The organism is Rhodoferax sp. TS-BS-61-7, from assembly GCF_002943465.1.
Lineage (GTDB): Bacteria > Pseudomonadota > Gammaproteobacteria > Burkholderiales > Burkholderiaceae_C > Allorhodoferax.
On record NZ_PTQY01000006.1, the window covers coordinates 87,657 to 110,698 of the forward strand.

Below are 23,042 nucleotides of genomic sequence, written 5' to 3' on the forward strand. Positions count from 1 at the left end.
TATGCGTACTTTTGTAAGCCTGATGTGCCTTGTCGTGTTGGCCGTCAGCGCCCGTTCGCAAACACCTGCGCCAGCCGCTCCCGCACGTGTGCTTCATCCTTGGCAGGCACCGATGCCTGCTGGTACGGCAGAGGCCTATTTCACCAACCTGAAGTCGGGCGACCGCATTGAAACGCCTTTTTTGCTGAAATTCGGTTTGTCGGGCGGCTGGGGCCTGGCGCCGATTGCCAAACCCCTGGGCGGCAAAAGCGGCCACCACCACCTGCTGGTGAACCGGGATTTGCCGCTGGATTTCAAGGCAGCCTTGCCCTTCAACGAACAGTACATCCACTTTGGCAAAGGCCAGATGGAGGCTGTGCTGACACTGGCACCCGGCACCTACACGCTGCGTATGTTGCTGGCGGACGATAAACACCTGCCGCACTTTGTTTACAGCAAGCCGCTCAAGGTTACGGTGACGAAGAAAAATGCGACGGATCCCAAGGCACTTGTTACCCAAGGTATTGCCATCCAAGTATCGGGCGCCGAAGTGAAAACGCCTTTTCGCGTCCAGTTCCATGCCTCGGGCCTGAATGTGGCCCATGCAGTGCAGCAGGAAAAAGACACGGGCCACTTCAAGCTCACGGTCGTCAGCAAGGCCGGTGCCGTGGCGGAAATGGATTTTGTGGAAGGCCAGACCGAGGCCTGGTTGGCCCCACCCGTGGGGGACTACACCCTCAAGCTGGAGTTTCTGGACAACCTGAACCCCAAACAGGTACTGGCCAGCGCCGCGCCCACGGCGGTGCGGGTCCAGCCCTAGTCGGGCAAATTAGCCAGCCAGCGCGGTCTTGACCGCGGCCGACACGGTGCCCATTTCGGCCTTGCCGGCCAGGCGGGTTTTCACCACGCCCATGACCTTGCCCATGTCGCCGGGTCCGGTAGCGCCCAGCTCGGCCACGATGGCTTTCACTTCAGCCAGCACTTCGTCGGCCGACATGCGTTGGGGCAGGTAGGCCTGCAGCACTTTCATTTCGGACGCTTCTTTGTCGGCCAGCTCTTGGCGCTCGGCCTTGACAAAGGCTTCGATGCTGTCCTTGCGCTGCTTGATCAGCTTGTCCACGATGGCGACCACCATCGCATCGTCCAGCTCCACACGTTCGTCCACTTCTTTTTGCTTGCAGGCGGCCAGCAGCAGGCGGATGGTGCCCAGGCGCTCGCTGTCCTTGGCGCGCATGGCGGTCTTCATGTCTTCGGTGATCTGGTCTTTGAGTGACATAACGGTGCTTCCTGAGAGAGGATGAAAGTGAGGCTACAGAATGAAAAAAGCCCGCCGGAGCGTCCCCAGGCGAGCTTTTTGTGGCCAGAAGCTGCGTACAGCTTCATGGGCCAGAAACTTAGAACAGTTTCTTGGGGAGCTGCATGCTGCGAATGCGCTTGTAGTTGCGCTTGACGGCGGCAGCCTTCTTGCGCTTGCGCTCTGCAGTGGGCTTCTCGTAGAACTCGCGGGCGCGCAAGTCGGTCAGCAAACCCAATTTTTCAATAGTGCGCTTGAAGCGACGCAGGGCGACGTCAAAGGGCTCGTTTTCTTTTACACGGATCGTTGTCATTACGTAATGAATTCCAAAATGTGCTGTCGCCAGTCATGGGGGGAGATCGAGACCCACATGCCACGTTCAGCGGTATTTCCCCATCTATAACTAGTATTGGCCGATGGGGAGACTGCCAGAATAGCCCGCGATTATAACGCGTTAATGCGCGCTGCCAAGCCCTGCCTGGGGCCGAATTGACCCCCTTGGGGGGCAGCGACCCGCGCAGCGGTGGAGCGTGGGGGCCTTATTGCCGCCGCTCGGCAAGTGCTTTTGCGCAAGCAAATGCACTTGCCCAGGCCCACTGGAAGTTGTAACCGCCCAGCCAGCCCGTCACATCGACCACTTCGCCAATGAAAAACAGGCCCGGTTGGCGGCTTTCCAGGGTCTGGCTGGACAGCACCTTGGTGTCCACGCCGCCGGCCGTTACCTCGGCCTTGCGGTAGCCCTCGGTGCCGGTGGGCGTGAGTTCCCAGCGGCTCAGGTGTTCTGCCAGGGCGTTCAGAGCCTTGTCGCTGGCCTCGTTCACCGGGCGCTGCCAGTCGTGGCCCCAGGTTTTGCCTTGCTCTACCCAGGTGTCCGCCAGGCGGCTGGGCACCAGGCCGGCCAGCTCGTTGGCAATGCGCTTGCGCGAGTTGGCTTTGGCCTCAGTCAGGTGCCGGGCCAGGTCGGTGGTGGGGGCCAGGTTCAGGCGAATCGTCGTACCTTCGGCCCAGTAGCTCGAGATTTGCAGCACACCCGGGCCACTGAGGCCGCGGTGGGTGAACAGCAGGTCCTCGCGAAAGGCCATGCTGGCCTTTTTGGCCCCGGTGGCAATGTCCACCGGCAGCGACAGGCCCGAGAGCTGGGAAAACGGGGCCCAGGCGCCTTCGTCAAAGGTCAGCGGCACCAGCGCGGGGCGCGGGGTGACCACAGGCAGGTCGAACTGCTTGGCCACGCGGTAACCAAAATCCGTCGCGCCAATCTTGGGGATGGACAAACCACCGGTGGCGATGACCACCGCCCCGCAGTGGATGGCACCGCGGTCGCTCTCAATTTCATAGCTGCTGGTGCATACGCCATATGGGTTAGAGGCTAAAAACCTTATATTTTTAACACTGCAGGGCTGCCAGCGCTCCACGCCGCCGGCGGTGCATTCGGCCAGCAGCATGGCAATCAAGTCTTCGGCCGAACGGTCGCAAAACAGCTGGCCTTTGTGCTTCTCGTGGAAGGCGATGTTGTGCTTTTTCACCAGGCTGATGAAGTCGGCCGGGGTGTAGCGCGAAAGGGCGGACTTGGCAAAGCGCGGGTTCTCGCTCAGGAAGTTGGCCGCGGTGACGTCTACATTGGTGAAGTTGCTGCGCCCGCCACCCGAGATGCGAATTTTTTCGGCCACCTTCTCGCTGTGGTCCAGCACCAGCACCTTGAGGCCCAACTGGCCCGCCACGCCGGCGCAAAACAAACCGGCAGCCCCGGCACCCACGATCACGACGTCAAAACTGTGCATGGCGGCAGTGTAGAGGACGTGACTTGCGCACACCACGTCGCAGCGTACCGGTGCCCGCAGTTCGGCGCGATTTTGCGACCAGCAGGGCGCCATGAGCGCCGGGCTGCGGGCACCGGCACGCTGCGACTTGGCCGGAGAAGAATGGGCTCAGGCGCGCTGCGACCCCTCCGGCGCGCGACCCCGTCAGGCGTGCTGCCGGTTCCGGTCCGCTAGGTCAATCGCCTTGCGGGACAAGCCATCAATTTCGGTGCTGATGCCCGAGAGCACATTGGCCACCACGGCAAACTCGCGGCCCTGCTGGCCCGCGCGTGCGGCCATCACCTGGGCGTTGAAGCTCACCACTTTGGCTTCGCGGGCGATGGTGTGGATGTCGGAAACGATGCCGGTGAGCTCCTTGAACAGCAGGTCAGCCTTGGCCTTGGTCACGGCGTCGAACACATTGGTGGCCGCGTTCAGTGCTTCGAGCACGGAGTCGGTGGTGTCCACAATGGCTTCGAGCACCGGCTGTATACGTGGCGACTGCCGAGCGATGTGGTCCAGCGCGCTGCGCATCAGCTCCATAAAAGCCTGGATCGTGGCGTTCACGCCCTGCGGGCCTTCGTACACCGCGTGCAGGCGCGCAGCGCTGGGCGTGTCGTAGTGCGACATGGTGCCCAGAAGCCGTGCATGGCTGTCGCAAAACAGCTGGAAGGTGGTGCGTGCCGCACTGAGCTGGCGTGCATCACCGCCGGCGGCCAGCAGGGTTTGCATGACCATGCGTTGCGACAGCATGCGCTGGCGGGCGGCGAGGTTCAGGTCGGAAATGGGGGCTGCCACGGCTGTTGTGGTGGGCCGGGTAAGGGGCTGCGTCTGCAGGGCCGTGGGGCGGGGAGAGGGGTTCTGGACTGGGGTAGGCATGAACATGGTGAACTCCTTTCGCGGTGGAGTTACACCAATGCAAAAACGATGCCGTTATGCCGCCTTGCTGTGGCTGGTTTCTACTGCGGCTTGCAGGCCCAGCACCACATCGCCCACCACGATCACGCTGGGGCTGGCCAGGTGCTCGCGGTGGATGGTGGCTTGCAGGGCCTGTAGGGTGCATGCCGCGTGGCGCTGCGTGGGCAGGCTCGCGTTCTGGATGATGGCCACCGGCGTGTCGGCGGGCAGGCCTTGCAGCAGGCCGGCTTCAATGTCGGCCGCACCACTCACGCCCATGTAGATCACCAGCGTGAGCTTGGCCTGCTTGGCCGCAGTGGCCAGGGCGGGCCAGTCGGTGCCCTTGTCGCCGGGCTTGGCGTGGCCGGTGACAAACACCACGCCGTGCGCATGCTCGCGGTGTGTGAGCGGCACGTTGAGCGACGTCACGGCAGCCAGGCCGGCGGTGATGCCGTTGATGACCGAGACGCGAATGCCCGCGGCTTGCAGGTGCTCCACCTCTTCGCCACCGCGGCCAAATATGAAGGGGTCGCCACCCTTGAGGCGCACCACGTTCTCACCCTCTTGGGCGGCGGTGATCATCAGGCGTTCGATGAAAGACTGGGGCGTGGACTTGCAGCCACCGCGCTTGCCCACATGCACCACGCGGGCAGTCGGGTTGGCGTGCGCCACGATGGCGTCGTTCACCAGGTCATCCACCAGCAGCACGGTGGCCTGCTGGATGGCCTTGAGCGCCTTGAGTGTGAGCAACTCCGGGTCGCCCGGGCCGGCGCCGACCAAGGTGACGTGGCCGCTGCTAAGGGTGCTGGAAAGATCGTGTGTCATAGGCTGCGGTGCAATTGCAAAATGTGCGCCACCTGGTGGGCAATGGGGGCTGGAACGGCCTGGCTGCCTGCCAGCACGGCCCCAATGTAGGCTGCGGTGCTGGCAGCGTCAATGGCGCCGGGGAGTTCGGGCAGTTCGGTCAGCGAGCCGGCCTGGTAGGCCTGCAAATCGGTGGCCTGGCCGGCCACAAAGGCCTGCATCTTGGGCGTGCGGCGCGGATCGGCCACCGACTCGCCTTCGGTGCCGCGGATCAGCAAGGCGTTGGCCTGCACCAGCGCAAAGGTGTCGGCCATGGAGATGGCGTACTCGGGGTGGGTGTAGCTGCTCACAAGGAGGGCGGGGCCGTTCACCGGGTTCATGAGCTTGACCAGGCTGTGCGCCGGGTTGCGCAGATTGACCACACGGCGCACGTCCAGCAGGCGCTGCAGGCCGGGGCTGAGCAGCGCCGTGGGCGCAAAGGCCACGCGGCCAGGTGCTATGGATTTGATAGCTTCTTGCGCATGTATATCAAGGGCTTCAAGCACTTTTGATACAAAAACACGGCGGTCCTCGGTGGCCGCGCCGTGGATCAGCACGGGCAGGCCTTCGCGCGCCAGCAGCAAGGCCAGCAGCGGCGTGAGCAGGGGCAGCTTGCGCGCACCGTTGTAGCTGGGAATCACCACCGTGGGCAGGGTGCTGGCGGGCAGCAAGGCCATGCGGCGGCGGGTGGCATCCAGAAAGCCGGCCATCTCTTCGGCTGTTTCGCCCTTGATGCGCATGGCCAGGCAGAAGGCGCCGACCTCCAGGTCGGTCACGCTGCCGTCCAGCACCTGGCCGAACAGATCGTCCGCCTGTTCGCGGGTGAGTGCACGGGCGCCGTCTTTGCCGCGCCCGATTTCCTTGATGTAGTTGCCAATAGCCATGGGGCGATTGTCTTTGATGCCAGATAACTTTCGGCTATGTGCTTATGCACCTGCCGCAGCCGGCGCCATGCTGGCACGCACCATGCGCTGCAACTGGGGCACACACGAGCCGCAATTGGTGCCGCACTTGAGCGTGCTTTGCAGCGTGGCCAGCCGGTCGGCGGCAAAACCGGTGCATTCGGCCAGCGTGGCGTCGATGGCGGTGTCGGTCACGTTGAAGCAGGTGCACACCGTTTTGCCACGCGACTGCACGGGCACGGGGGGTGTGGCACCGGGTGCCAGCAGCGCGCGGCCGTAACTTTGCGCGGGCTGCTCGTCCTGCAGCAGCGTGGTCATCCAGCTCTGCGCGCGGGTGTCACCGGCCAGCAAAAAACCTTCCAGCGTGGCGTTGGCCGTGCCGCGTTGCAGGCGCACGGCACGGCGCTGGCCGCGTTTTTTGTCGGCGTAACGCACCACATCGGCGCCGCCCAGTTGCAGCAGTGCTTCGATCTCCTGCAGCAGCGCATCGGGTGCGGCCTCCATGTCGGCCGCGCGGAACAACACACCACTGCGGCCATGGTCGTTGGCGGTGGCGTTGCCAAAGGGCACACAACTGGCGTAGGCAAAACGCTCCATCAGCGCCTGCAACTGGCCGCGCACCGCCAGCACGGTGTCGTCGGGCAGCCAGGCAATGGCCAGCAGGGTCCAGGGCATATCGGCCTTGAGCACCTTGACGGCAGCGTGTTTGAACTCGGGCTGTTTGGAGTCCGGGCAATAGGCCGAGGTGGTGAGCGCGTTGACACCCGCCAGGCGGGTGCCGGTGGCGCTCACGCCGCTCAAAAACTCTTCACCCCAGTGCATGGCCATGAAGACCTGGCTCAGGCCCACCTCGGGGCTGGCCTGCACCGGGACCAGGATGGAGCCACGCTTGCTGGTCACGTGCACCAGGTCGTTCTCGGCGATCAGGCGGCGCGCCATGTCCTGCGGGTGCATTTGCAACACGGGCTCGCGCACATGGCCAAACAGGCGGCCCAAGGTGCCGGTGCGGCTCATGCCGTGCCACTGGTCTCGCAGGCGGCCGGTGGTCAACGAAAACGGGTAGCGTGCCTCGCGCGGCTCGGCCACCGCTTTGTAGGCCACGTTGGCAAAACGGGCGCGGCCATCCGGGGTAGGAAACACGCCGTCTTCGTACAGGCGCACCTTGCCGGTGCTGGCGCCTGCGGGCATGGGCCATTGCAGGGGCGTGGCTTCCAGCTGGGCGTAGTCCATGCCGGTGATGTCCAGGTCGCGGCCGCGGGTGGATTCGCGGTGTTCGTTCCACACCGACTCGGCCGTGGGGTAGGGGAACAGTGTGGGCTGTGCGGGCGTGCGGCCCAGGGCGTGCTCCAAGCGCTGGGCAAAGTCGGTGGCAATGGCCCAGTCGTGCCGTGGTGCGGTGTCGGGTGCTCCAGGCGGCACTACGGCGGCGCGCACACGAGAGATGCGGCGTTCGCTGTTGGTGACCGTGCCTTCTTTTTCGCCCCAGGTGGTGGCGGGTAGCAGCAGGTCAGCGTAACGCGTGGTGGCGGTGGTGGCAAAGGCTTCCTGCACCACCACAAACTCGGCGCGCTCCAATGCGCGGCGCACGGTGGCCTGGTCGGGCATGCTTTGCGCGGGGTTGGTGCAGGCAATCCACAGCGCCTTGATCTCGCCATCGGCGGCGGCCTGGAACATCTCCACGGCGGTTTTGCCAGGCGTCTCGGGCACGCTGGGCACGCCCCACAACGCGGCCACTTCGGCGCGGTGGGCGGGGTTGGCCAGGTCGCGGTGGGCGCTCAGCAGGTTGGCCAGGCCGCCCACTTCGCGTCCGCCCATGGCATTGGGCTGGCCGGTGAGCGAGAACGGGCCGGCGCCGGCTTTGCCAATCTGGCCGGTGGCCAGGTGCAGGTTGATGAGCGCCGTGTTTTTGGCGGTGCCGCTGCTGGACTGGTTCAGGCCCTGGCAGTACAGGCTCAGCGTGGCCGGGCTCTGGGCAAACAGGCGTGCGGCTTCCAGCAGGTCGGCTTTGCTGATGCCGCAGGTCTGCGCCACCGCGTCGGGTGTGTAGTCGCGCACCGTGGCTTTGAGGTCGTCAAAACCTGTGGTGTGCGCGGCAATAAAAGCCGGGTTGATCCAGCCTTCCCACAGCATCAGGTGCAACATGCCGTGGAACAGCATCACGTCGGTGCCGGGCTGGATTTGCAAAAACAGGTCGGCCAGTTCCACCGTGTCGGTGCGGCGCACGTCGGCCACCACGATCTTCATGCCGGGGTTTTTGCGCTTGGCGTCTTCGATGCGGCGAAACAGGATGGGGTGGGCGAACGCGGTGTTGGAGCCGACGATAAAAATCGTCTGCGCGTGGTTCACATCGTCGTAACAGGAGGGCGGGGCGTCGGCGCCCAGTGTCTTCTTGTAGCCGGCCACGGCGCTGCTCATGCACAGGCGCGAGTTGGTGTCGATGTTGTTGGTGCCAATCAGGCCCTTGGCCAGTTTGTTGAAGACGTAGTAGTCCTCCGTCAGCAGCTGGCCGCTGACATAAAAGCCCACAGCGTCGGGGCCATGGTCGCGGATGATGCGGGCGAACTGGTCGGTGGCCAGCGACAGCGCGCTGTCCCAGGACAGGGGCTGGGGAGCCGCGCCGCGCTGCAGGCGCTGCAAGGGCTGGAGCAGGCGGGTTTGCAGCGTGACGGGGGCGCTGGCCGTGTGGTGCAGCGTGGAGCCCTTGGAGCACAGGCGCCCAAAGTTGGCCGGGTGGTCCGGGTCGCCGCGCACGCCGGTGATCTGCGCACCCTGGGACTCGATGATGACGCCACAGCCCACACCGCAGTAGGGGCAGGTAGAGCGTGTTTCCTTCTGCATGCAAAGACTCCCCGGACGGTTGTTCTTCTTCAGACGCTGGCGTTGCGGCGGGCGGGGCCAGCAATGGGGCGCACCAGGTCGGTGGCGTGACCTTGCAGTTCGGCCGACTTGAGAAACACCTGGCCGCCATCGACTTTGACTTCAAACTTGGGGGTGCAGCCTTCGTCGGGCGCGCTGGCCTGGCCGTCGCACAGGCCAATCGTCCAGTTGTGCAGCGGGCAAGCCACGCTGGTGCCAAACACAATACCCTGAGAGAGCGGGCCGCCCTTGTGGGGGCAGCGGTCCAGCAACGCAAACACTTCGTCCTGCGTGTTGCGGAACACCGCCACATCCAGACCCTGGGTGCGTTCCACACGGCGCGAGCCCAGCACGGGGATGTCTTCCAGCTTGCAGATGAGGGTCCATTCGGTCATTTTGTTCTTCCTAATGCTATTGTTTTAGTAGCTGCTTGCGCATATTCCATAAGCGCTAGAGGCCTGTTTTGCTTGTATTTACGTTTTGACGGCCGAATACAGGCCGGTCACCCGGTCCATCACGGTGAGCAGGTTTTCGCTGCTCACAAATACGTCGGCCATGGGTTTGGGGCGCTGGGTGCCTTCCTGCAGTTGCCGGAGCGCCATGTCAAAAAACACCCACTGCGCATCGGCCAGCAGCAACTCGTCCTTGATACGCAGCGTGGCTTCGGGTGCATTGCGCAGCAGCTCCATGGCGGCAGTGAATTCGCTGCGTGCCTTGCCAATCTCGGCGCTGGCCACCGCGGCGTCCACCGGCAGCGTGGCGGCCAGGTAAAACTTGGCCATGCGCTGGGTCAGCATGCGCTGGCGCCCAGCCACGTTGACCAGTTTGCCCACGGGTTTGGCCAAGGCGGCTTCGTATTGCACCGTGCCTTGGTGGGCCAGGGCCAGCACCTTGGCGTCCAGCTGCAGAAGGGCTGCTGCGCCGTCACGCGCGGGGGCTTTGCCCACCAGCGCGGTTTTGTAGTCGGACCAGGCGGCGTCCAGCTTGGTGTAGGTGGCCTGCACGTCGGGCGTGGGGGCAAAACCCTTGAGCTCGACCAGCTGGCGGTCAAACAGCGCCATGGATTTGTCCAGCACCATTTGGGCGCTGGTTTTTTCCACGTTTTGCAGCAGGGCCAGCCAGGCTTTGCCCATGCGCTGGCTCAGCATGCGCTGGCGCCCGGCCTTGTTGATGGCGTCGCTCAGGTCCGCCACCTGGGCGCGGGCGGGCAGGGCCAGGCCCACTGCGCCGGCAGCGGCCACAGACATCAGGGTTCTGCGTTGCATGGCGTGTGCCTCAGGCTTTGACGGCTTCGAACTGGCGGGTGTCGACCTGCGCGTCCTGGAAGTCAAACCAGGGATCGGGCTCACCGTCCAGCGCGAACAGCAGCTCCTCGTTCAGGGCCTTGCGGCCTTCGGCATCTTCCAGAATGCGCTTCTTCACATAGTCCAGGCCCACGCGGCTTACATAGTGCACCGTGCGTTCCAGGTACCAGCCTTCCTTGCGGTAGAGCTGCATGAAAGCGCCGGTGTACTCCAGCACTTCTTCGGTTGTTTTGAGCTTGACGAAGAAGTGCGCCACCTCGGTCTTGATACCACCGTTGCCGGCGATGTACATCTCCCAGCCGCTGTCCACGCCAATGATGCCCACGTCCTTGATGCCGGCCTCAGCGCAATTGCGCGGGCAGCCCGACACGGCGTACTTGACCTTGTGCGGTGCATACATGCGCCAGTGGGCGCGCTCCAGGTCCTTGCCCATCTGGGTGCTGTCCTGCGTGCCCATGCGGCACCACTCGGAGCCCACGCAGGTCTTCACCGTGCGCAGGGCCTTGGCGTAGGCGTGGCCGCTGGGCATGCCGATGTCCTTCCACACGCTCACCAGGTCTTCCTTCTTCACGCCCAGCAAGTCGATACGCTGGCCGCCGGTGACCTTGACGGTGGGGATCTTGTACTTGTCCACCGCGTCGGCAATCTTGCGCAGCTCGTTGGCCGTGGTTTCGCCGCCCCACATGCGTGGGATGACCGAGTAGGTGCCGTCCTTCTGGATGTTGGCGTGGCTGCGTTCGTTGATGAAGCGGCTTTGTGGGTCGTCTTTGGCTTGTTTGGGCCAGCTGCTGATCAGGTAATAGTTCAGCGCAGGGCGGCAGCTGGAGCAGCCGTTGGGGGTCTTCCAGCCCATGCCCTGTTGTACCGCGGCAATGGTGAGGTACTTGTTGGCGAAGATGGCATCGCGCACTTCCTGGTGGCTGTGCTCGGTGCAGCTGCACATGGCCTTCTTCTTGGGGGTGGCGGAGTAGTCACCACCGGCGGTGAACATGATGATCTGTTCCACCAGACCGGTGCAGGAGCCACACGATGCGCTGGCCTTGGTGTGCTTCTTCACCTCGTCCAGGGTGAACAGGCCTTTTTCCTTGATGGCCTTGCAGATGGTGCCCTTGTTCACGCCGTTGCAACCGCAGACTTCGTCGCTGTCGGCCATGGCGGCGGCCTTGTTCTGGCCCTGGTGGCCCACGTCACCAATGTTGGAGCCGCTTTCGCCAAACATCAGTTTGTCGCGGATGTCGGCAATGCTGCGGCCGTCGCGCAGCAGCTTGAAGTACCAGCTGCCGTCCACGGTGTCGCCGTACATGCAGGCGCCCACCAGTTTGTCGTTTTTGATGACCAGTTTTTTGTAGACGCCGCCAAAGGGGTCGCTCATCACAATTTCTTCGGTGCCTTCGCCGCCCTGGAATTCGCCGGCGCTGAACAGGTCGATGCCCGTGACTTTGAGCTTGGTGGAGGTGAGCGAGCCGGTGTAGCGGCCAATGCCGTACATGGCCAGGTGGTTGGCGGCCACTTTGGCCTGCTCAAACAGCGGGGCGACCAGACCGTAGGCAATGCCGCGGTGGGCGGCGCATTCACCCACGCTGTAGATACGGGCGTCGGTCACGGTTTGCATGGTGTCGGTCACCACAATGCCGCGGTCCACATGCAGACGCATGCTGGCGGCCAGTTCGGTGTTGGGGCGAATGCCCACGGCCATCACCACCAAGTCGGCCGGTACTTCGGTGCCGTCCTTGAACTTGATGGCCTTCACGCGGCCGTCTTCACCACCCACCAACTCCTGGGTTTGTGCACCCATCAGGAACTGCAGGCCACGCTCTTCCAGCGACTTGCGCAGCAGGCCACCGGCCACGGTGTCCAGCTGGCGTTCCATCAGCGTGGGCATCACGTGCACCACACTCACGGTCATGCCACGCAGCATCAGGCCGTTGGCCGCTTCCAGGCCCAGCAGGCCGCCGCCAATGACCACGGCATGTTTGTACTTGGTGGCCGCGTCGATCATCGCGTTGGTGTCGGCAATGTCGCGGTAGGCGATCACGCCTTGCAGGTCTTTGCCGGGGATGGGCAGGATGAAGGGGTTGGAGCCGGTGCAGATCAGCAGGCGGTCGTACTCGGCCTCAGTACCGTCGGATGCCTTGACGATGCGTTTGACGCGGTCCACTTCCACCACTTTTTTGCCGGCGTGCAGCGTGATGTTGTTCTCCGTGTACCACTCAAACGAGTTCAGCACGATCTCGTCCAGCGTCTGCTCGCCGGCCAGCACCGGGCTCAGCAGGATGCGGTTGTAGTTGGGGTGGGGTTCGGCGCCAAAGACGGTGATGTCGTACAGGTCCGGGGCCACCTTGAGCAATTCCTCAATGGTGCGCACGCCGGCCATGCCGTTGCCAATCATTACCAGTTTCGATTTTTTCATAGTGGCGACTCCAAAGAACGAGACAAACGCGGATGTGGCGGGGCCACATGCCAGAAATAAGGGGGTAGAGGAGATCCGCGCCTTAAGCAAAGGCGCACCAGCAAGCACTGGCCTTGGACAGCCCTGTGCTGCGCGACGTCGTTGTGCGCAGAACCTTGCCGGCTGTCATCTCGTTTGGACGCGTCGTTGCGCCCAGCTCAGCTAATGCAAGAGCTGTGCCATATGATCGGCGCCTGGCCACGCAGGCCTGCCACCCTGGCCCCCTGGTGCGCGAATTGCGTGACCTTGAGGGGCCGACCAGCCCCGTTTTCCCCAGCTACACCTGTTATTTATGACCTCCGCCCTGCTGTGCTCCTCCCGCCAAAAAACCGCACCCACGCTGGCCGCCGACCTGGCGGCGGCGGGCATTGCGGTGCTGGCCACGGTGGAGGATTGCAGCAAGTTGGTGCAGGCCTTGGTGCTGCACGCACCAGATGTGGTGATCTGCGACCTGCCGTTGCCCACGGCGGCCTGGCTCCAGGCGCTGCAGATGGTGGGGCAGACCGTACCCCGCCCGCTGATCGTTTTCACCCATGACACGGATGCCGCCCATATCCAGCAGGCCACCGACAGCGGGGTGCATGTGTACGTGGTGCACGGCTATGGCGCCAACCGCCTGCGCCCCCTGATCCACTTGGCGCAGGCCCGGTTTCAGAAAGAGCGGCAGCAGCGCGAGGCCTTTGAGGACATGGCCACCCGGTTTGAGGAGCGTAAGGCCGTAGACCGGGCCAAGGGCATCCTGATGCGGGCCCAGAGCCTGTCAGACGATGATGCTTTCCGCACGCTGCGCTCGGCCGCCATGAATTCCAACCAGCGCATGGGCCAGCTGTCGCAGCACATCATCCAGTCAGCCCACTTTGCCGAGGCGGTTAACCGCTCGGGCCAGTTGCGCATGTTGTCGCAGCGCCTGGTCAAGCTGCACCTGCTGCAAGCCGCGGGGGTGCAGCCGGTGCACCATGCGGCGCTGCTGAAAGACTCTTTGCAGTGGGTGGATAGCAACTTTGCCCTGTTGCGCAAAAACCTGTCCCAGCCCACCTATGGCGACCTGTTGGAGCAGGTGGCCCAAACCTGGGAGCTACTCAAGGCCGCCCTGGCCCAGGGCAGCACCGATGTGGTGGAGCAGCAGGCCGAGGCGCTGCTGCTGGGGGCCGAGCGCCTGACCACCAACCTGGAAAGCTCGGGCGCGGCAGCACCCCTGCATGTGCTGAACTTGGCCGGGCGCCAGCGCATGTTGTCCCAGCGCTATAGCAAATACGTGCTGCTGTCCCTGGTGGGCGAGGGCGCCGTGGTGGACCTGGCCCAGGCCAGCATGCGCGCCGCCCAGCGCGAGTTTGAAGACGCGCTCACGTACCTCAACGGCATTCCCCTGAGCACCCCCGACATCCATGGTGCGCTGGGTGCCGCCGGAGTGGCCTGGCTGCAAATGGTGGCTGCCGCCCAGGACGCGCAGCGCCTGGCGGGCAGCCCGCGCAGCGCACGCCTGCAAGAGCTGGCCACTGGCAGTGAGACCTTGCTGGGTCTGTTTGAACAGCTCTCCACCCATTACGAACGCAGCATGCAGATGCTGTTGGGTGAGCCGGAAGACAAGGGTTAACCCGCACAAATTTGGTGCGGTGCGGCATTCCTGGGCACCAAAATTGCTTATCTTGGTGCATGGCATTTGATATTGATATTGGTTTTGCTTCGCAAGCCGGGCGCAAGGCGCTGAACGAAGACTTTTGTGCGGCCATGTTGCCCACCCCAGGGCAAGAGGACCACGGCTCTATCGTGGCCATTGCCGATGGCGTGAGTGCCGGTGGCATGGGGCGCGAGGCGGCGCAGACCACGGTCACCAGTTTGGTGCGCGATTACTTTGGCACGCCCGAAACCTGGGACACCACGGTGGCGCTGGACCGCATCATTGCCGCGCAAAACGCCTGGTTGTGTGGCATCAACCGGCGCCGCCAGCCCGCCATGGGTCTGACCACACTCACCGCGCTGGTGCTGCGCGGCCAGTCTTACACGCTGGCCCATGTGGGCGACACCCGCTGTTACCTGGTGCGCGACGGTAAGGCCACCCAGCTCACGCAAGACCATGTGGTCAACCACCCCGATTTCAAGCACCAACTGCTGCGTTCTGTGGGCGCCGAAGACCGCTTGGTGGTGGACTACCTGCAAGGCGACCTGCAGGTGGGCGATGTGTTTATCTTGATGACGGACGGTGTGCACGGTGAGGTGTCTGCCCGGCGCCTGCCCGAGGTGGCCGCCATGCCGGACGCGCGCGAGGCCAGCGAAAAACTGGTGGACCAGGCCCTGACCAAGGGCAGCAACGACAACGTGTCTGCCATCGTGGTGCGTGTGCGCGGCTTGCAGGAGGCCACGCTGGCTGATGCCAACCGCATGGCCCAGGCCCTGCCGATTCCCCCGCGCCTGAAGGTGGCCGATGTGCTGGACGGCTTCACTGTGACGGCGCCCATTGCCGACAACGGCATCAATGTGCTGTACCAGATTCGTGACCCCGCGACCCAGACCTTGTACGCCCTCAAAACGCTGAACACGGCCCGCGCCCATGACCAGGAAGAACGCGCCATGTTGGCCCACGAGGCCTGGCTGGCGCAGCGCATGCAAAGCTCACGCGCGGCCGACAACCTGGTGGCGGTGCACGACACGCTGCCCACGGGCCGCGAGCGCTCGGCGTTTTATGTGTTGTACGACTGGCATGGTGGCGAAACACTGCAGCAGCTGCTGGACAAACAGACGCGTGTGGCGCCGGCCGTGGCACTGGGGTATGCCATGCAGGCCCTGCGCGCGCTGGGCCGCCTGCACCGCCAGGGTGTGGTGCACCGCGACATCAAACCCGCCAACCTGCACCTGGGCGACGACGGTGTGTTGCGTGTGCTGGACCTGGGCGTGGCCCTGAGCGGGCGCGAGCCCGCCGCCATGCGTGCGTTACACGCCGGCACGCCCAGCTACGTGAACCCAGAGCAGTGGGGCTTTCGCACCAAGGCGGCCAATGGCAAGGGCGAGGCGGAGGAGGGCGAGGCCCAACTGCCCAACGCGCAGAGCGACCTGTTTGCACTGGGCGTGACGCTGTACCAGCTGCTCACCGGCAAGCTGCCGTATGGCGAGGTGCTGCCCTACCAGGTGGGCCGCTACTACCGCGACCCCACCGCCCCCAGCCGCCACAACCCCGAGGTGCCGATCTGGCTGGACCACGTGTTGCAAAAAGCCGTGGCGCGCGACCAGCGCCAGCGCTTTGAGACCGCCGAAGAGTTTTTGCTGGCACTGGAGCGCGGTGCTTCACGCCCGCTCAACGCTCCCCAGGGCACGCCGCTGATGCAGCGTGACCCCAGCTTCGTCTGGAAGCTGGCCACTTTCGTGTTGGGGCTGGTCAATCTCTTGCTGGTGTACTGGCTGCTCTTCCTGCCCAAGTAGGCAGGAAGCGCTTGGTTTACGCCAGGTCGAAACGGTCCAGGTTCATCACCTTGGTCCAAGCCGCGGCAAAGTCGCGCACAAAGGATTGCTGTGCATCACTGCTGGCATAAACCTCGGCCAGCGCACGCAGCTGGGAGTTGGAGCCGAAGACCAAGTCGGCCACCGTGGCCGTCCATTTGACCTGGCCCGTTGCGCGGTCCCGCCCTTCCAGCACACCGGGGGCGGTGGTGGATTTTTGCCACTGTGTGCCCATGTCGAGCAGGTTGACAAAGAAGTCATTGCTCAGCACTCCGGCGCGTTGGGTGAAGACACCTTGCGGCCCCTGGCTCACACCCAGGGCACGCAGGCCCCCCACCAGCACTGTCATCTCGGGCGCGCTCAGGGTCAGCAGCTGGGCCTTGTCCACCAGCAGCTCCGCAGCCGAACCTTCCAGTCCTTTGCGAACGTAGTTGCGGAAACCGTCGGCGGCTGGCTCCAGCACGGCGAAGGACTCCACATCGGTCTGCTCCTGCGCCGCGTCCATGCGGCCCGGGGTGAACGGCACCTGCACCGGGTTGCCCGCCTGCTGGGCGGCGGCTTCGACGGCGGCGCCACCGGCCAGCACGATCAGGTCGGCCAAGGAGATGCGCTTGCCGCCCGATTGCGCGGCGTTGAATTCCTTCTGGATGGCTTCCAGTGCCGACAGTATCTTGGCCAGTTCGGCGGGCTGGTTGGCCTCCCAGTCTTTTTGTGGCGCCAGGCGGATGCGTGCGCCGTTGGCACCGCCCCGTTTGTCACTGCCCCGGAAGGTGGACGCCGAGGCCCAGGCCGTGCTCGCCAACTGGGAGATGGACAGGCCGGATGCCAGCACTTTGGCTTTCAAGGCGTCCACGTCCTGTGCATTCACCAGTGGGTGGTTCACAGCTGGAATCGGGTCTTGCCAGATCAGGGTTTCCTGGGGCACCAGCGGGCCAAGGTAGCGGGCCACCGGTCCCATGTCACGGTGGGTGAGCTTGAACCAGGCGCGCGCAAAGGCTTCGGCAAACTCGGCGGGGTTTTGGTGGAAGCGGCGCGAAATTTTTTCATAGGCCGGGTCAAAGCGCAGCGACAGGTCGGCCGTGGTCATCATGGGCGCGTGTTTCTTGGACGGATCGTGCGCATCGGGAATCATGTGCTCGGGCTTCACGTTTTTGGCCACCCACTGGTGCGCGCCGGCGGGGCTCTTGGTCAGCTCCCACTCGTAGCCCAGCAGCATGTCGAAATAGCCGTTGTCCCAGGTGGTGGGGTTGGGTTTCCAGGCACCTTCAATACCGCTGGTGGTGGTGTGCACACCCTTGCCGCTGCCCAGCTTGTTGATCCAGCCCAGGCCTTGTTCTTCGATGCCTGCAGCTTCGGGCTCGGGGCCTACCAACGTGGGGTCACCGGCGCCGTGCGCCTTGCCAAAGGTATGGCCGCCGGCCACCAAGGCCACAGTTTCTTCGTCGTTCATGGCCATGCGTGCAAAGGTCTCGCGCACGTCGCGGCCACTGGCCACCGGGTCGGGTTTGCCGTCCGGGCCTTCTGGGTTCACGTAGATCAGCCCCATCTGCACGGCAGCCAGCGGGTTCTCCAGATTGCGGTCACCGGAGTAACGGCTGTTGGGCTTGTCGCTGGTGGCCAGCCAGGTTTTTTCGGCGCCCCAGTAGATGTCTTCTTCAGGTTCCCAGATGTCGGGGCGGCCGCCGGCGAAACCAAAGGTCTTGAAGCCCATGGATTCGAGTGCCACATTGCCGGCCAGGATCATCAGGTCGGCCCAGGAAATCTTGCGGCCGTACTTTTGTTTGATGGGCCAGAGCAGGCGGCGTGCCTTGTCCAGGTTACCGTTGTCGGGCCAGCTGTTCAGCGGGGCAAAGCGCTGACTACCACTGCCTGCGCCGCCGCGGCCATCGGCCGTGCGGTAGGTGCCGGCCGAGTGCCAGGCCATGCGGATCATCAGGCCGCCGTAGTGGCCCCAGTCGGCCGGCCACCAGTCTTGCGAATCCGTCATCAGGGCATGCAGGTCCTTGACCACGGCATGCAGGTCCAGGCTCTTGAACTCTTCGGCATAGTTGAAAGCGTCGCCCATGGGGGTGGACTGAGCGGAGTGCTGGTGCAGGATGGTGAGCTTGAGCTGGTGGGGCCACCAGTTGGTATTGGACTGCGCGGCCACGGTGGTGGTGTTACGCGCTGCGTGGGGGAACGGGCACTTGGCTTCTGTCGACATGTTTATCTCCTTGGGCGGTTGAAAATCGTTTGGCCAAGTCAGTGTAGGGTTTGCGCATGAATCGCTCAAATAGGTTTTTCTAATGCGATTCATAGTGCGGCAGACGCACTGTTGGCGCCTGCACAGCGCGCTGCTGTGGTATCCGTGCGGCGCGTGTGGAGAGAACCCCACAGTTCCATGTCTCGCTTCAAAAACTTCGCTCACGGAGCATGGTTTTGTCAAAACAAGCCGCTAGGATGGACTCACCACTCGAAGGGACACAGCCAATGAGAAAAGTTCGGCAGCCTGTGAAATCCTTGACACCTCCGATGCAGCAGAAACAGCCGCGTCTGACGTCATTCCAGCGAGATTTGCAACGGCACATGAAGTGCAGCGCCCAAAGCGCCGCCTGGTTTGATGCCTTGCTGAGCCGAGAGAGCCCCTCCAAGCTGGACCACTGAGCGGTTTGGGGTTTTCGCTGTTGTGTGGGGGTGAGTGCCCGGCATGCGCTAAAGTGCTCCAACGCACTTTGGAGCCCCCGTATGCACCCTGACACGATGAAACACAAAGCGAGCCTCTGGTTCGGCGAGTTTGGTACTTCCGTGCACATCACCGATGTGCACTGGGAAGGTGACATCAGCCAACAGGAGCTGATCGCGGTTGCCGACCAGATTTCCCCGGATTGGCAGACGATTGATCTGGAGCTCGACCCTCACCACCCCTGCCACGGGCAGACCTACCGCCTGGCCCGCCCCTGGCCCAACCCCGAAGAGGCCGAAGATGCCCTGCGTGCCATCGAGATGGAGGACGCGCTGGATGGCCAGTACGTGTGGGTGCACTGCTGCCAGATCGTCATCGACCCGCGCGGCGAACTGATCGACGAAGCCGGGCGCGCATACCGCCAGAGTTTCAGCACCGTGATGTTTTGCACCGAGTTCACCTCGTTCGAGGACATTGCATTGCAATGTGACGAACACTTTGGCAAAGGCGAGTGGGACGAGTATGAGCTGTACCTGGACGACGAGTTGCCGACGCCCGTGGCCTCGTTTGGCTAACACCACACACAGGCCACTGTGAAACTGCTGTCGCGTCTGGGCCTTACGGTCTTTTTGGGGGGGCTGGTGTGGGTCGCCCAAGGGGTGCACGCACAACAGAACCCCACCCGCAACTGGGCGACGGCGCCCCGACATTCCTCGGGCATGGCACCAGACCCGGTGCAACAAGCCGGTCTGGCGATCGTGCAGGTGTATGCGGCGCCCACCTACGGCTGGCGGGGTAACTTTGCAGTGCACCCGTGGATCATTTACAAACGCAAGGGCGAGGTGGCCTACACCCGTTACGACGTGGTGGGGTGGCGTGCACCGCAGGTAGTGCAGCGCAACTATGCGATTCCCGACGGGCTCTGGTACGGCTCGGTCCCTGCGCTGCTGGTGGACCACCGGGGTGCGGAGGTGGAGGCCATGATTGATGGCATTGAAGCCGCCGTGGCCAGTTACCCCTTTTCCGACCAGTACCGCAGCTACCCGGGCCCCAACAGCAATACCTTTCTGGCCCACATCGGGCGCGAGGTGAAGGCGTTGCAGCTTGACCTGCCCGCCAACGCCATTGGCAAGGACTACCGGCCGCTGACCAACCCGGTGGGTGTATCGCCCTCGGGCTCCGGCCTGCAAATCTCTTTGCTTGGTTTGCTGGGCGTGAGTGTGGGGCTGCAGGAAGGCCTGGAGATGAATGTGCTGGGCCTGAATTTCGGCATTGACCTCAACGCGCCGGCACTGCGTTTGCCGTTTGTGGGGCGTATGGGTATGCGGGATACGCCTGCACCCGACGACACCGCCCGCGCGGCGGCGGGCGGTTAATTCCTGCGGTATCCGCTACAGCGAAACGTCCTCACGCCGTGCGCGCACGGCCTCCCTTTTCTGCCCAGGTGCGGGTCCAGCGCAGTTGCATGCTGCGCATCATGAACAGCACTGCCAGGGACAACACGGCAAACAAGGCAAAGCCCCAGAAATAGGTGCCGGTGTGCTGCTTGGACAGGCCCATGGCGTTGGGCACCAGGCCACCGCCCAGGGCGCCGATTTCACCAATCATGGAGCCGGCCACGGCGGTGGACAGCGGCCAGCGCAGCGGCACCAGTTGGAACAACGCGCCGTTGCCCGCACCCAGGGCCGCAAAACACAGCATGAGCAGCAGGGTGGTAAGCACCAGCGAGCCACCCGCCAGGCCACAGGCCAACAAGGACAGGGTGATGATGACCAACACCGCGGTGAGGGTGTTGATGCCGCCCCAGTGGTCAGAGATCCAGCCGCCAAACACACGCAGCGCAGCCCCCATGAAGGCCGCCAGCATGGTGAGTTGACCAGCCTGCACCTTGCTCACGCCAAACTGGTCGTAGTAGTAGCTAGGCAAAAAGGTGGTGAGGCCGATGAAGCCGCCGAAAGTGATGGCGTAAATGATGGAGAAGGCCCAGCCGTCTTTTTCGAACAGGCAGGCAATGTGTTCGCGAAAACTTGCGTGTTTGTCCACGTCATCGGGTTCTTTGGCAAACACCAGCATCACGATTACGGGAATCAGCAGGCCCACGGCAGCGATGCCGTACACCGTCTTCCAGCCATAGGCCTGGGCCAGCATGGGGGCAAGCAGGGCCGACACCGAGGTGCCTACGTTGCCCGCACCGACCAGGCCCATGGCCAGGCCCTTGTAACGCGCCGGGAAGGAGCCCGAGCCCAGCGAGAGCGCGACACCAAAACTGGCGCCGGCAATCCCCAGCAACACGCCCATGGCCAGCAGGTCGTTGAAGGTATCGACAAAAAAGTAGCCAAACAACAGGGCGATGGCAATGCCGCCCATCTCGACCAGGGTGGCGTTTTTGCGGCCAATGTACTGGGCCAGGATGCCCAGCGGGAAACGCATGAGGGCGCCCGCAAAAATGGGGATGGACAACATCAGCCCGATTTGCGAGGGGCTGAGGTTCAAGGACTCCTTGATGAAGGGCGCCATGGCGCCGTTGGTGACCCAGACACCGCAGCAGTAGGAGAAATAGACAAAGGCTGCGGCCAAGGTTGGTGCATGCCCTGATTTGAGAAAGGTGCGGAAGCCCGCCATGGTGCAAATCCTTCAAAAGGGAGTGGTATTCCCACAAACAGTGCAAAAAACGGGCCAACTTGGGGCGCAGTTTTGCGGTGTTTTGGAGCGATTTGCAGGCCTGAAATGGTGCGGCGCACAACTTGTGTGCGCCGCAATGGGAGGTGCCGTGCTGGCCTGGGGCATTTGCCGCGGGCCAGGAGGGGGTCAGGCTGCCTTTTCGACGTGGGCCTGGCGTGTATACAAAAAGTCGATCACGGCCTTGCGGTACTGCAGGTACTGCGGGCTGTCGGCCAGGGCCACGCGGTTGCGTGGGCGCGGCAGGTCCACACTCAGCACCTCGCCAATGGTGGCGGCCGGGCCGTTGGTCATCATCACGATCTTGTCGGACAGCAGCACGGCCTCGTCCACATCGTGTGTCACCATCACCACGGTGCTTTGGGTGCGCGCCACGATCTCCAGCAGCTCATCCTGCAGTTTGGCGCGGGTCAGGGCGTCCAGCGCACCAAAGGGCTCGTCCATCAGCAGCACCTTGGGCTCCATGGCCAGGGCGCGGGCAATGCCCACGCGCTGCTTCATGCCACCGCTGATTTCGCCCGGGCGTTTTTGCGCCGCAGCGGTCAGGCCCACCAGGGCCAGCGCGGCATCGGTGCGCGCCTTGAGCTGGGCCTTGTTTTCCGACGCTGCGCCGGTGCTCTTGGAGCCTGCACCAAACACGCGCTCCACGCCCAGGTAGACGTTCTCAAAACAGGTGAGCCACGGCAAGAGCGAATGGTTCTGGAACACCACCGCGCGTTCCGGGCCGGGGCCGGCGATTTCGCGGTTGGCGCACAGCAGGTTGCCAGCGGTGGGGGTGGTGAGGCCGGCAATCAGGTTCAGCAGCGTGGACTTGCCGCAGCCGCTGTGGCCGATCAGGGCCACAAACTCGCCTTTGGCGACGGTGAGGTTGATGTCGCGCAGTGCGGGGAACAGGCCCTTCTTGGTTTTGAAGGTTTGTTCGACGCCCTGGATTTCGATGTACTTTTGCATGGTTTTTCCTAATCAGTTGAGGACAGAGCTAAAGATCTGTCCCGCAAAGTTGCTAGCTTTTCACCTCTTCAAACGTAAATGCGGTAGCCAGTTTGATCAGGGCGTACTCCAGCAGCAGGCCCACGATGCCGATCACAAAGATCGCGATGATGATGTTCTTGACGTTCAGGTTGTTCCACTCGTCCCAGACCCAGAAGCCAATGCCCACGCCACCGGTCAGCATCTCGGCCGCCACAATCACCAGCCAGGCCGTGCCCACCGCCAGGCGCACGCCGGTCAGCATGTAGGGCAGCACCGAGGGGAACAGGATCTTGGTCACGATCTTCCACTCGCTCAGGTTCAACACACGCGCCACGTTCATGTAGTCCTGCGGTACGCGCTGCACACCCACCGCGGTGTTGATGATCATGGGCCAGATGGAGCAGATGAAGATGGTCCAGATGGCGGCGGGGTTGGCACCCTTGAACACCAGCAGGCCAATCGGCAACCAAGCCAGCGGCGACACCGGGCGCAGCAGGCTGATCAGCGGGTTGAACATACGGCTCAAGAATTCAAAGCGGCCGATCATGAAACCCGCAGGAATACCCACCGCAGCGGCCAGGCCAAAGCCCAGCGCCACACGTTCCAGCGAGAACAGCACGTTCCAGCCCACGCCCTGGTCGTTGGGGCCTTTGCTGTAGAACGGATCGCTGAACAAGACGACGGCTTGTTTCCAGGTCTCCAGCGGGCCGGGGATGCTGGCTCCGGTCCCCACACTCACCAGGGCCCAGATGCCGACCAGCAGGGCGATGCCACACAGGGGCGGTACCACCTGTAGCAGCAGGCCGCGCCAGTCAAAACCCGGTGTGCTCGGTTTGGAGGCCGCGGTTTGCACAGATTTTTGGGCTGCAGCCCTTGTCGTATCTGCGGGAGCAGCTTCTGTTTTGATAGCAGGCCCCTCGGCCGAGGCGGCCAGGGGAGAGTGAAAGACAGCACTGACCATGGTGGTCTCCTTGCAG

General features: G+C 63.6%; 19 protein-coding genes. 5 read left to right on the top strand and 14 right to left on the bottom strand.

The window, feature by feature from the left end; genetic code table 11:
- The first annotated feature begins 1 nt into the window (after position 1).
- Positions 2-799, top strand: a complete 798-nt coding sequence (locus tag C5F53_RS15860) for a DUF4399 domain-containing protein (protein ID WP_105262373.1) — start codon at positions 2-4, stop codon at positions 797-799.
- Positions 800-808: 9 nt separating this feature from the next.
- Here the strand turns inward: C5F53_RS15860 and C5F53_RS15865 are convergent, their stop codons facing one another.
- The 10 genes from C5F53_RS15865 to nirB all read right to left on the bottom strand — a co-directional run bounded on the left by C5F53_RS15865 (position 809) and on the right by nirB (position 12,281).
- Positions 809-1,255, bottom strand: a complete 447-nt coding sequence (locus C5F53_RS15865) for a GatB/YqeY domain-containing protein (RefSeq protein ID WP_105262374.1) — start codon at positions 1,253-1,255, stop codon at positions 809-811.
- Between the two features lie 118 nt (positions 1,256-1,373).
- Positions 1,374-1,586, bottom strand: coding sequence for a 30S ribosomal protein S21 (gene rpsU / locus C5F53_RS15870; protein ID WP_105262375.1), 213 nt, complete (start codon positions 1,584-1,586; stop codon positions 1,374-1,376).
- Between the two features lie 226 nt (positions 1,587-1,812).
- A complete protein-coding gene (locus C5F53_RS15875) occupies positions 1,813-3,051 on the bottom strand; it encodes an NAD(P)/FAD-dependent oxidoreductase (protein WP_105262376.1) in 1,239 nt (412 codons plus the stop codon).
- Between the two features lie 183 nt (positions 3,052-3,234).
- Positions 3,235-3,954: a methyl-accepting chemotaxis protein gene (locus C5F53_RS15880; protein ID WP_236635401.1), complete on the bottom strand. Its 720-nt coding sequence runs from the start codon at positions 3,952-3,954 to the stop codon at positions 3,235-3,237.
- 48 nt (positions 3,955-4,002) lie between these two features.
- Complete coding sequence (cobA, locus tag C5F53_RS15885; protein ID WP_105262377.1) at positions 4,003-4,791, bottom strand: uroporphyrinogen-III C-methyltransferase; 789 nt, start codon at positions 4,789-4,791, stop codon at positions 4,003-4,005.
- Entirely contained in the window at positions 4,788-5,693 is a 906-nt protein-coding gene (ybiB, locus tag C5F53_RS15890; RefSeq protein WP_105262378.1) for a DNA-binding protein YbiB, read from the bottom strand. Before ybiB ends, cobA begins: the two co-directional genes overlap by 4 nt.
- Before the next feature lie 42 nt (positions 5,694-5,735).
- Complete coding sequence (locus C5F53_RS15895; protein WP_105262379.1) at positions 5,736-8,549, bottom strand: nitrate reductase; 2,814 nt, start codon at positions 8,547-8,549, stop codon at positions 5,736-5,738.
- A gap of 29 nt (positions 8,550-8,578) precedes the next feature.
- Complete coding sequence (gene nirD, locus C5F53_RS15900; protein WP_105262380.1) at positions 8,579-8,962, bottom strand: nitrite reductase small subunit NirD; 384 nt, start codon at positions 8,960-8,962, stop codon at positions 8,579-8,581.
- Positions 8,963-9,040: 78 nt separating this feature from the next.
- Positions 9,041-9,832, bottom strand: a complete 792-nt coding sequence (locus C5F53_RS15905; RefSeq protein ID WP_105262381.1) for a type IV pili methyl-accepting chemotaxis transducer N-terminal domain-containing protein — start codon at positions 9,830-9,832, stop codon at positions 9,041-9,043.
- A gap of 10 nt (positions 9,833-9,842) precedes the next feature.
- Positions 9,843-12,281 (bottom strand): nitrite reductase large subunit NirB, encoded by a 2,439-nt coding sequence (gene nirB, locus C5F53_RS15910; RefSeq protein WP_105262382.1) that lies wholly within the window; start codon positions 12,279-12,281, stop codon positions 9,843-9,845.
- 331 nt (positions 12,282-12,612) lie between these two features.
- Here nirB and C5F53_RS15915 point away from each other — a divergent pair, with 331 nt between their 5' ends.
- Positions 12,613-13,914 (top strand): type IV pili methyl-accepting chemotaxis transducer N-terminal domain-containing protein, encoded by a 1,302-nt coding sequence (locus C5F53_RS15915; protein ID WP_105262383.1) that lies wholly within the window; start codon positions 12,613-12,615, stop codon positions 13,912-13,914.
- Positions 13,915-13,973: 59 nt separating this feature from the next.
- Positions 13,974-15,734 carry a bifunctional protein-serine/threonine kinase/phosphatase gene (locus C5F53_RS15920; RefSeq protein ID WP_105262384.1) on the top strand — a complete coding sequence of 587 codons (1,761 nt, stop codon included), beginning with the start codon at positions 13,974-13,976 and terminating at the stop codon, positions 15,732-15,734.
- A 16-nt stretch (positions 15,735-15,750) separates the two neighbouring features.
- On the opposite strand, the gene katG is transcribed toward C5F53_RS15920, so the two are convergent.
- Positions 15,751-17,955: a catalase/peroxidase HPI gene (katG, locus tag C5F53_RS15925; RefSeq protein ID WP_105262385.1), complete on the bottom strand. Its 2,205-nt coding sequence runs from the start codon at positions 17,953-17,955 to the stop codon at positions 15,751-15,753.
- 536 nt (positions 17,956-18,491) lie between these two features.
- Here katG and C5F53_RS15930 point away from each other — a divergent pair.
- Both C5F53_RS15930 and C5F53_RS15935 read left to right on the top strand, forming a co-directional pair.
- On the top strand, positions 18,492-18,989 hold the full coding sequence (locus tag C5F53_RS15930; protein ID WP_105262386.1) for a hypothetical protein: 498 nt from the start codon (positions 18,492-18,494) through the stop codon (positions 18,987-18,989).
- Between the two features lie 18 nt (positions 18,990-19,007).
- The gene (locus tag C5F53_RS15935) at positions 19,008-19,790 is read left to right on the top strand and encodes a DUF3750 domain-containing protein (protein ID WP_201740873.1); all 783 of its coding nucleotides are present in this window, start codon (positions 19,008-19,010) and stop codon (positions 19,788-19,790) included.
- Positions 19,791-19,821: 31 nt separating this feature from the next.
- On the opposite strand, the gene C5F53_RS15940 is transcribed toward C5F53_RS15935, so the two are convergent.
- The 3 genes from C5F53_RS15940 to ntrB form a co-directional block, all read right to left on the bottom strand.
- Positions 19,822-21,036 (bottom strand): nitrate/nitrite transporter, encoded by a 1,215-nt coding sequence (locus tag C5F53_RS15940; RefSeq protein ID WP_105262387.1) that lies wholly within the window; start codon positions 21,034-21,036, stop codon positions 19,822-19,824.
- A gap of 186 nt (positions 21,037-21,222) precedes the next feature.
- On the bottom strand, positions 21,223-22,044 hold the full coding sequence (locus C5F53_RS15945; protein ID WP_105262388.1) for an ABC transporter ATP-binding protein: 822 nt from the start codon (positions 22,042-22,044) through the stop codon (positions 21,223-21,225).
- Positions 22,045-22,096: 52 nt separating this feature from the next.
- A complete protein-coding gene (ntrB, locus tag C5F53_RS15950; protein WP_105262389.1) occupies positions 22,097-23,026 on the bottom strand; it encodes a nitrate ABC transporter permease in 930 nt (309 codons plus the stop codon).
- Positions 23,027-23,042 lie beyond the last annotated feature (16 nt).

Bases quoted from the DNA above. Each gene is read 5' to 3' on its own strand.
- C5F53_RS15860 (WP_105262373.1), top strand. From the start codon at position 2: ATGCGTACTTTTGTAAGCCTGATGTGCCTTGTCGTGTTGGCCGTCAGC.
- C5F53_RS15865 (WP_105262374.1), bottom strand. From the start codon at position 1,255: ATGTCACTCAAAGACCAGATCACCGAAGACATGAAGACCGCCATGCGC.
- rpsU (WP_105262375.1), bottom strand. From the start codon at position 1,586: ATGACAACGATCCGTGTAAAAGAAAACGAGCCCTTTGACGTCGCCCTG.
- C5F53_RS15875 (WP_105262376.1), bottom strand. From the start codon at position 3,051: ATGCACAGTTTTGACGTCGTGATCGTGGGTGCCGGGGCTGCCGGTTTG.
- C5F53_RS15880 (WP_236635401.1), bottom strand. From the start codon at position 3,954: ATGTTCATGCCTACCCCAGTCCAGAACCCCTCTCCCCGCCCCACGGCC.
- cobA (WP_105262377.1), bottom strand. From the start codon at position 4,791: ATGACACACGATCTTTCCAGCACCCTTAGCAGCGGCCACGTCACCTTG.
- ybiB (WP_105262378.1), bottom strand. From the start codon at position 5,693: ATGGCTATTGGCAACTACATCAAGGAAATCGGGCGCGGCAAAGACGGC.
- C5F53_RS15895 (WP_105262379.1), bottom strand. From the start codon at position 8,549: ATGCAGAAGGAAACACGCTCTACCTGCCCCTACTGCGGTGTGGGCTGT.
- nirD (WP_105262380.1), bottom strand. From the start codon at position 8,962: ATGACCGAATGGACCCTCATCTGCAAGCTGGAAGACATCCCCGTGCTG.
- C5F53_RS15905 (WP_105262381.1), bottom strand. From the start codon at position 9,832: ATGCAACGCAGAACCCTGATGTCTGTGGCCGCTGCCGGCGCAGTGGGC.
- nirB (WP_105262382.1), bottom strand. From the start codon at position 12,281: ATGAAAAAATCGAAACTGGTAATGATTGGCAACGGCATGGCCGGCGTG.
- C5F53_RS15915 (WP_105262383.1), top strand. From the start codon at position 12,613: ATGACCTCCGCCCTGCTGTGCTCCTCCCGCCAAAAAACCGCACCCACG.
- C5F53_RS15920 (WP_105262384.1), top strand. From the start codon at position 13,974: ATGGCATTTGATATTGATATTGGTTTTGCTTCGCAAGCCGGGCGCAAG.
- katG (WP_105262385.1), bottom strand. From the start codon at position 17,955: ATGTCGACAGAAGCCAAGTGCCCGTTCCCCCACGCAGCGCGTAACACC.
- C5F53_RS15930 (WP_105262386.1), top strand. From the start codon at position 18,492: ATGAAACACAAAGCGAGCCTCTGGTTCGGCGAGTTTGGTACTTCCGTG.
- C5F53_RS15940 (WP_105262387.1), bottom strand. From the start codon at position 21,036: ATGGCGGGCTTCCGCACCTTTCTCAAATCAGGGCATGCACCAACCTTG.
- C5F53_RS15945 (WP_105262388.1), bottom strand. From the start codon at position 22,044: ATGCAAAAGTACATCGAAATCCAGGGCGTCGAACAAACCTTCAAAACC.
- ntrB (WP_105262389.1), bottom strand. From the start codon at position 23,026: ATGGTCAGTGCTGTCTTTCACTCTCCCCTGGCCGCCTCGGCCGAGGGG.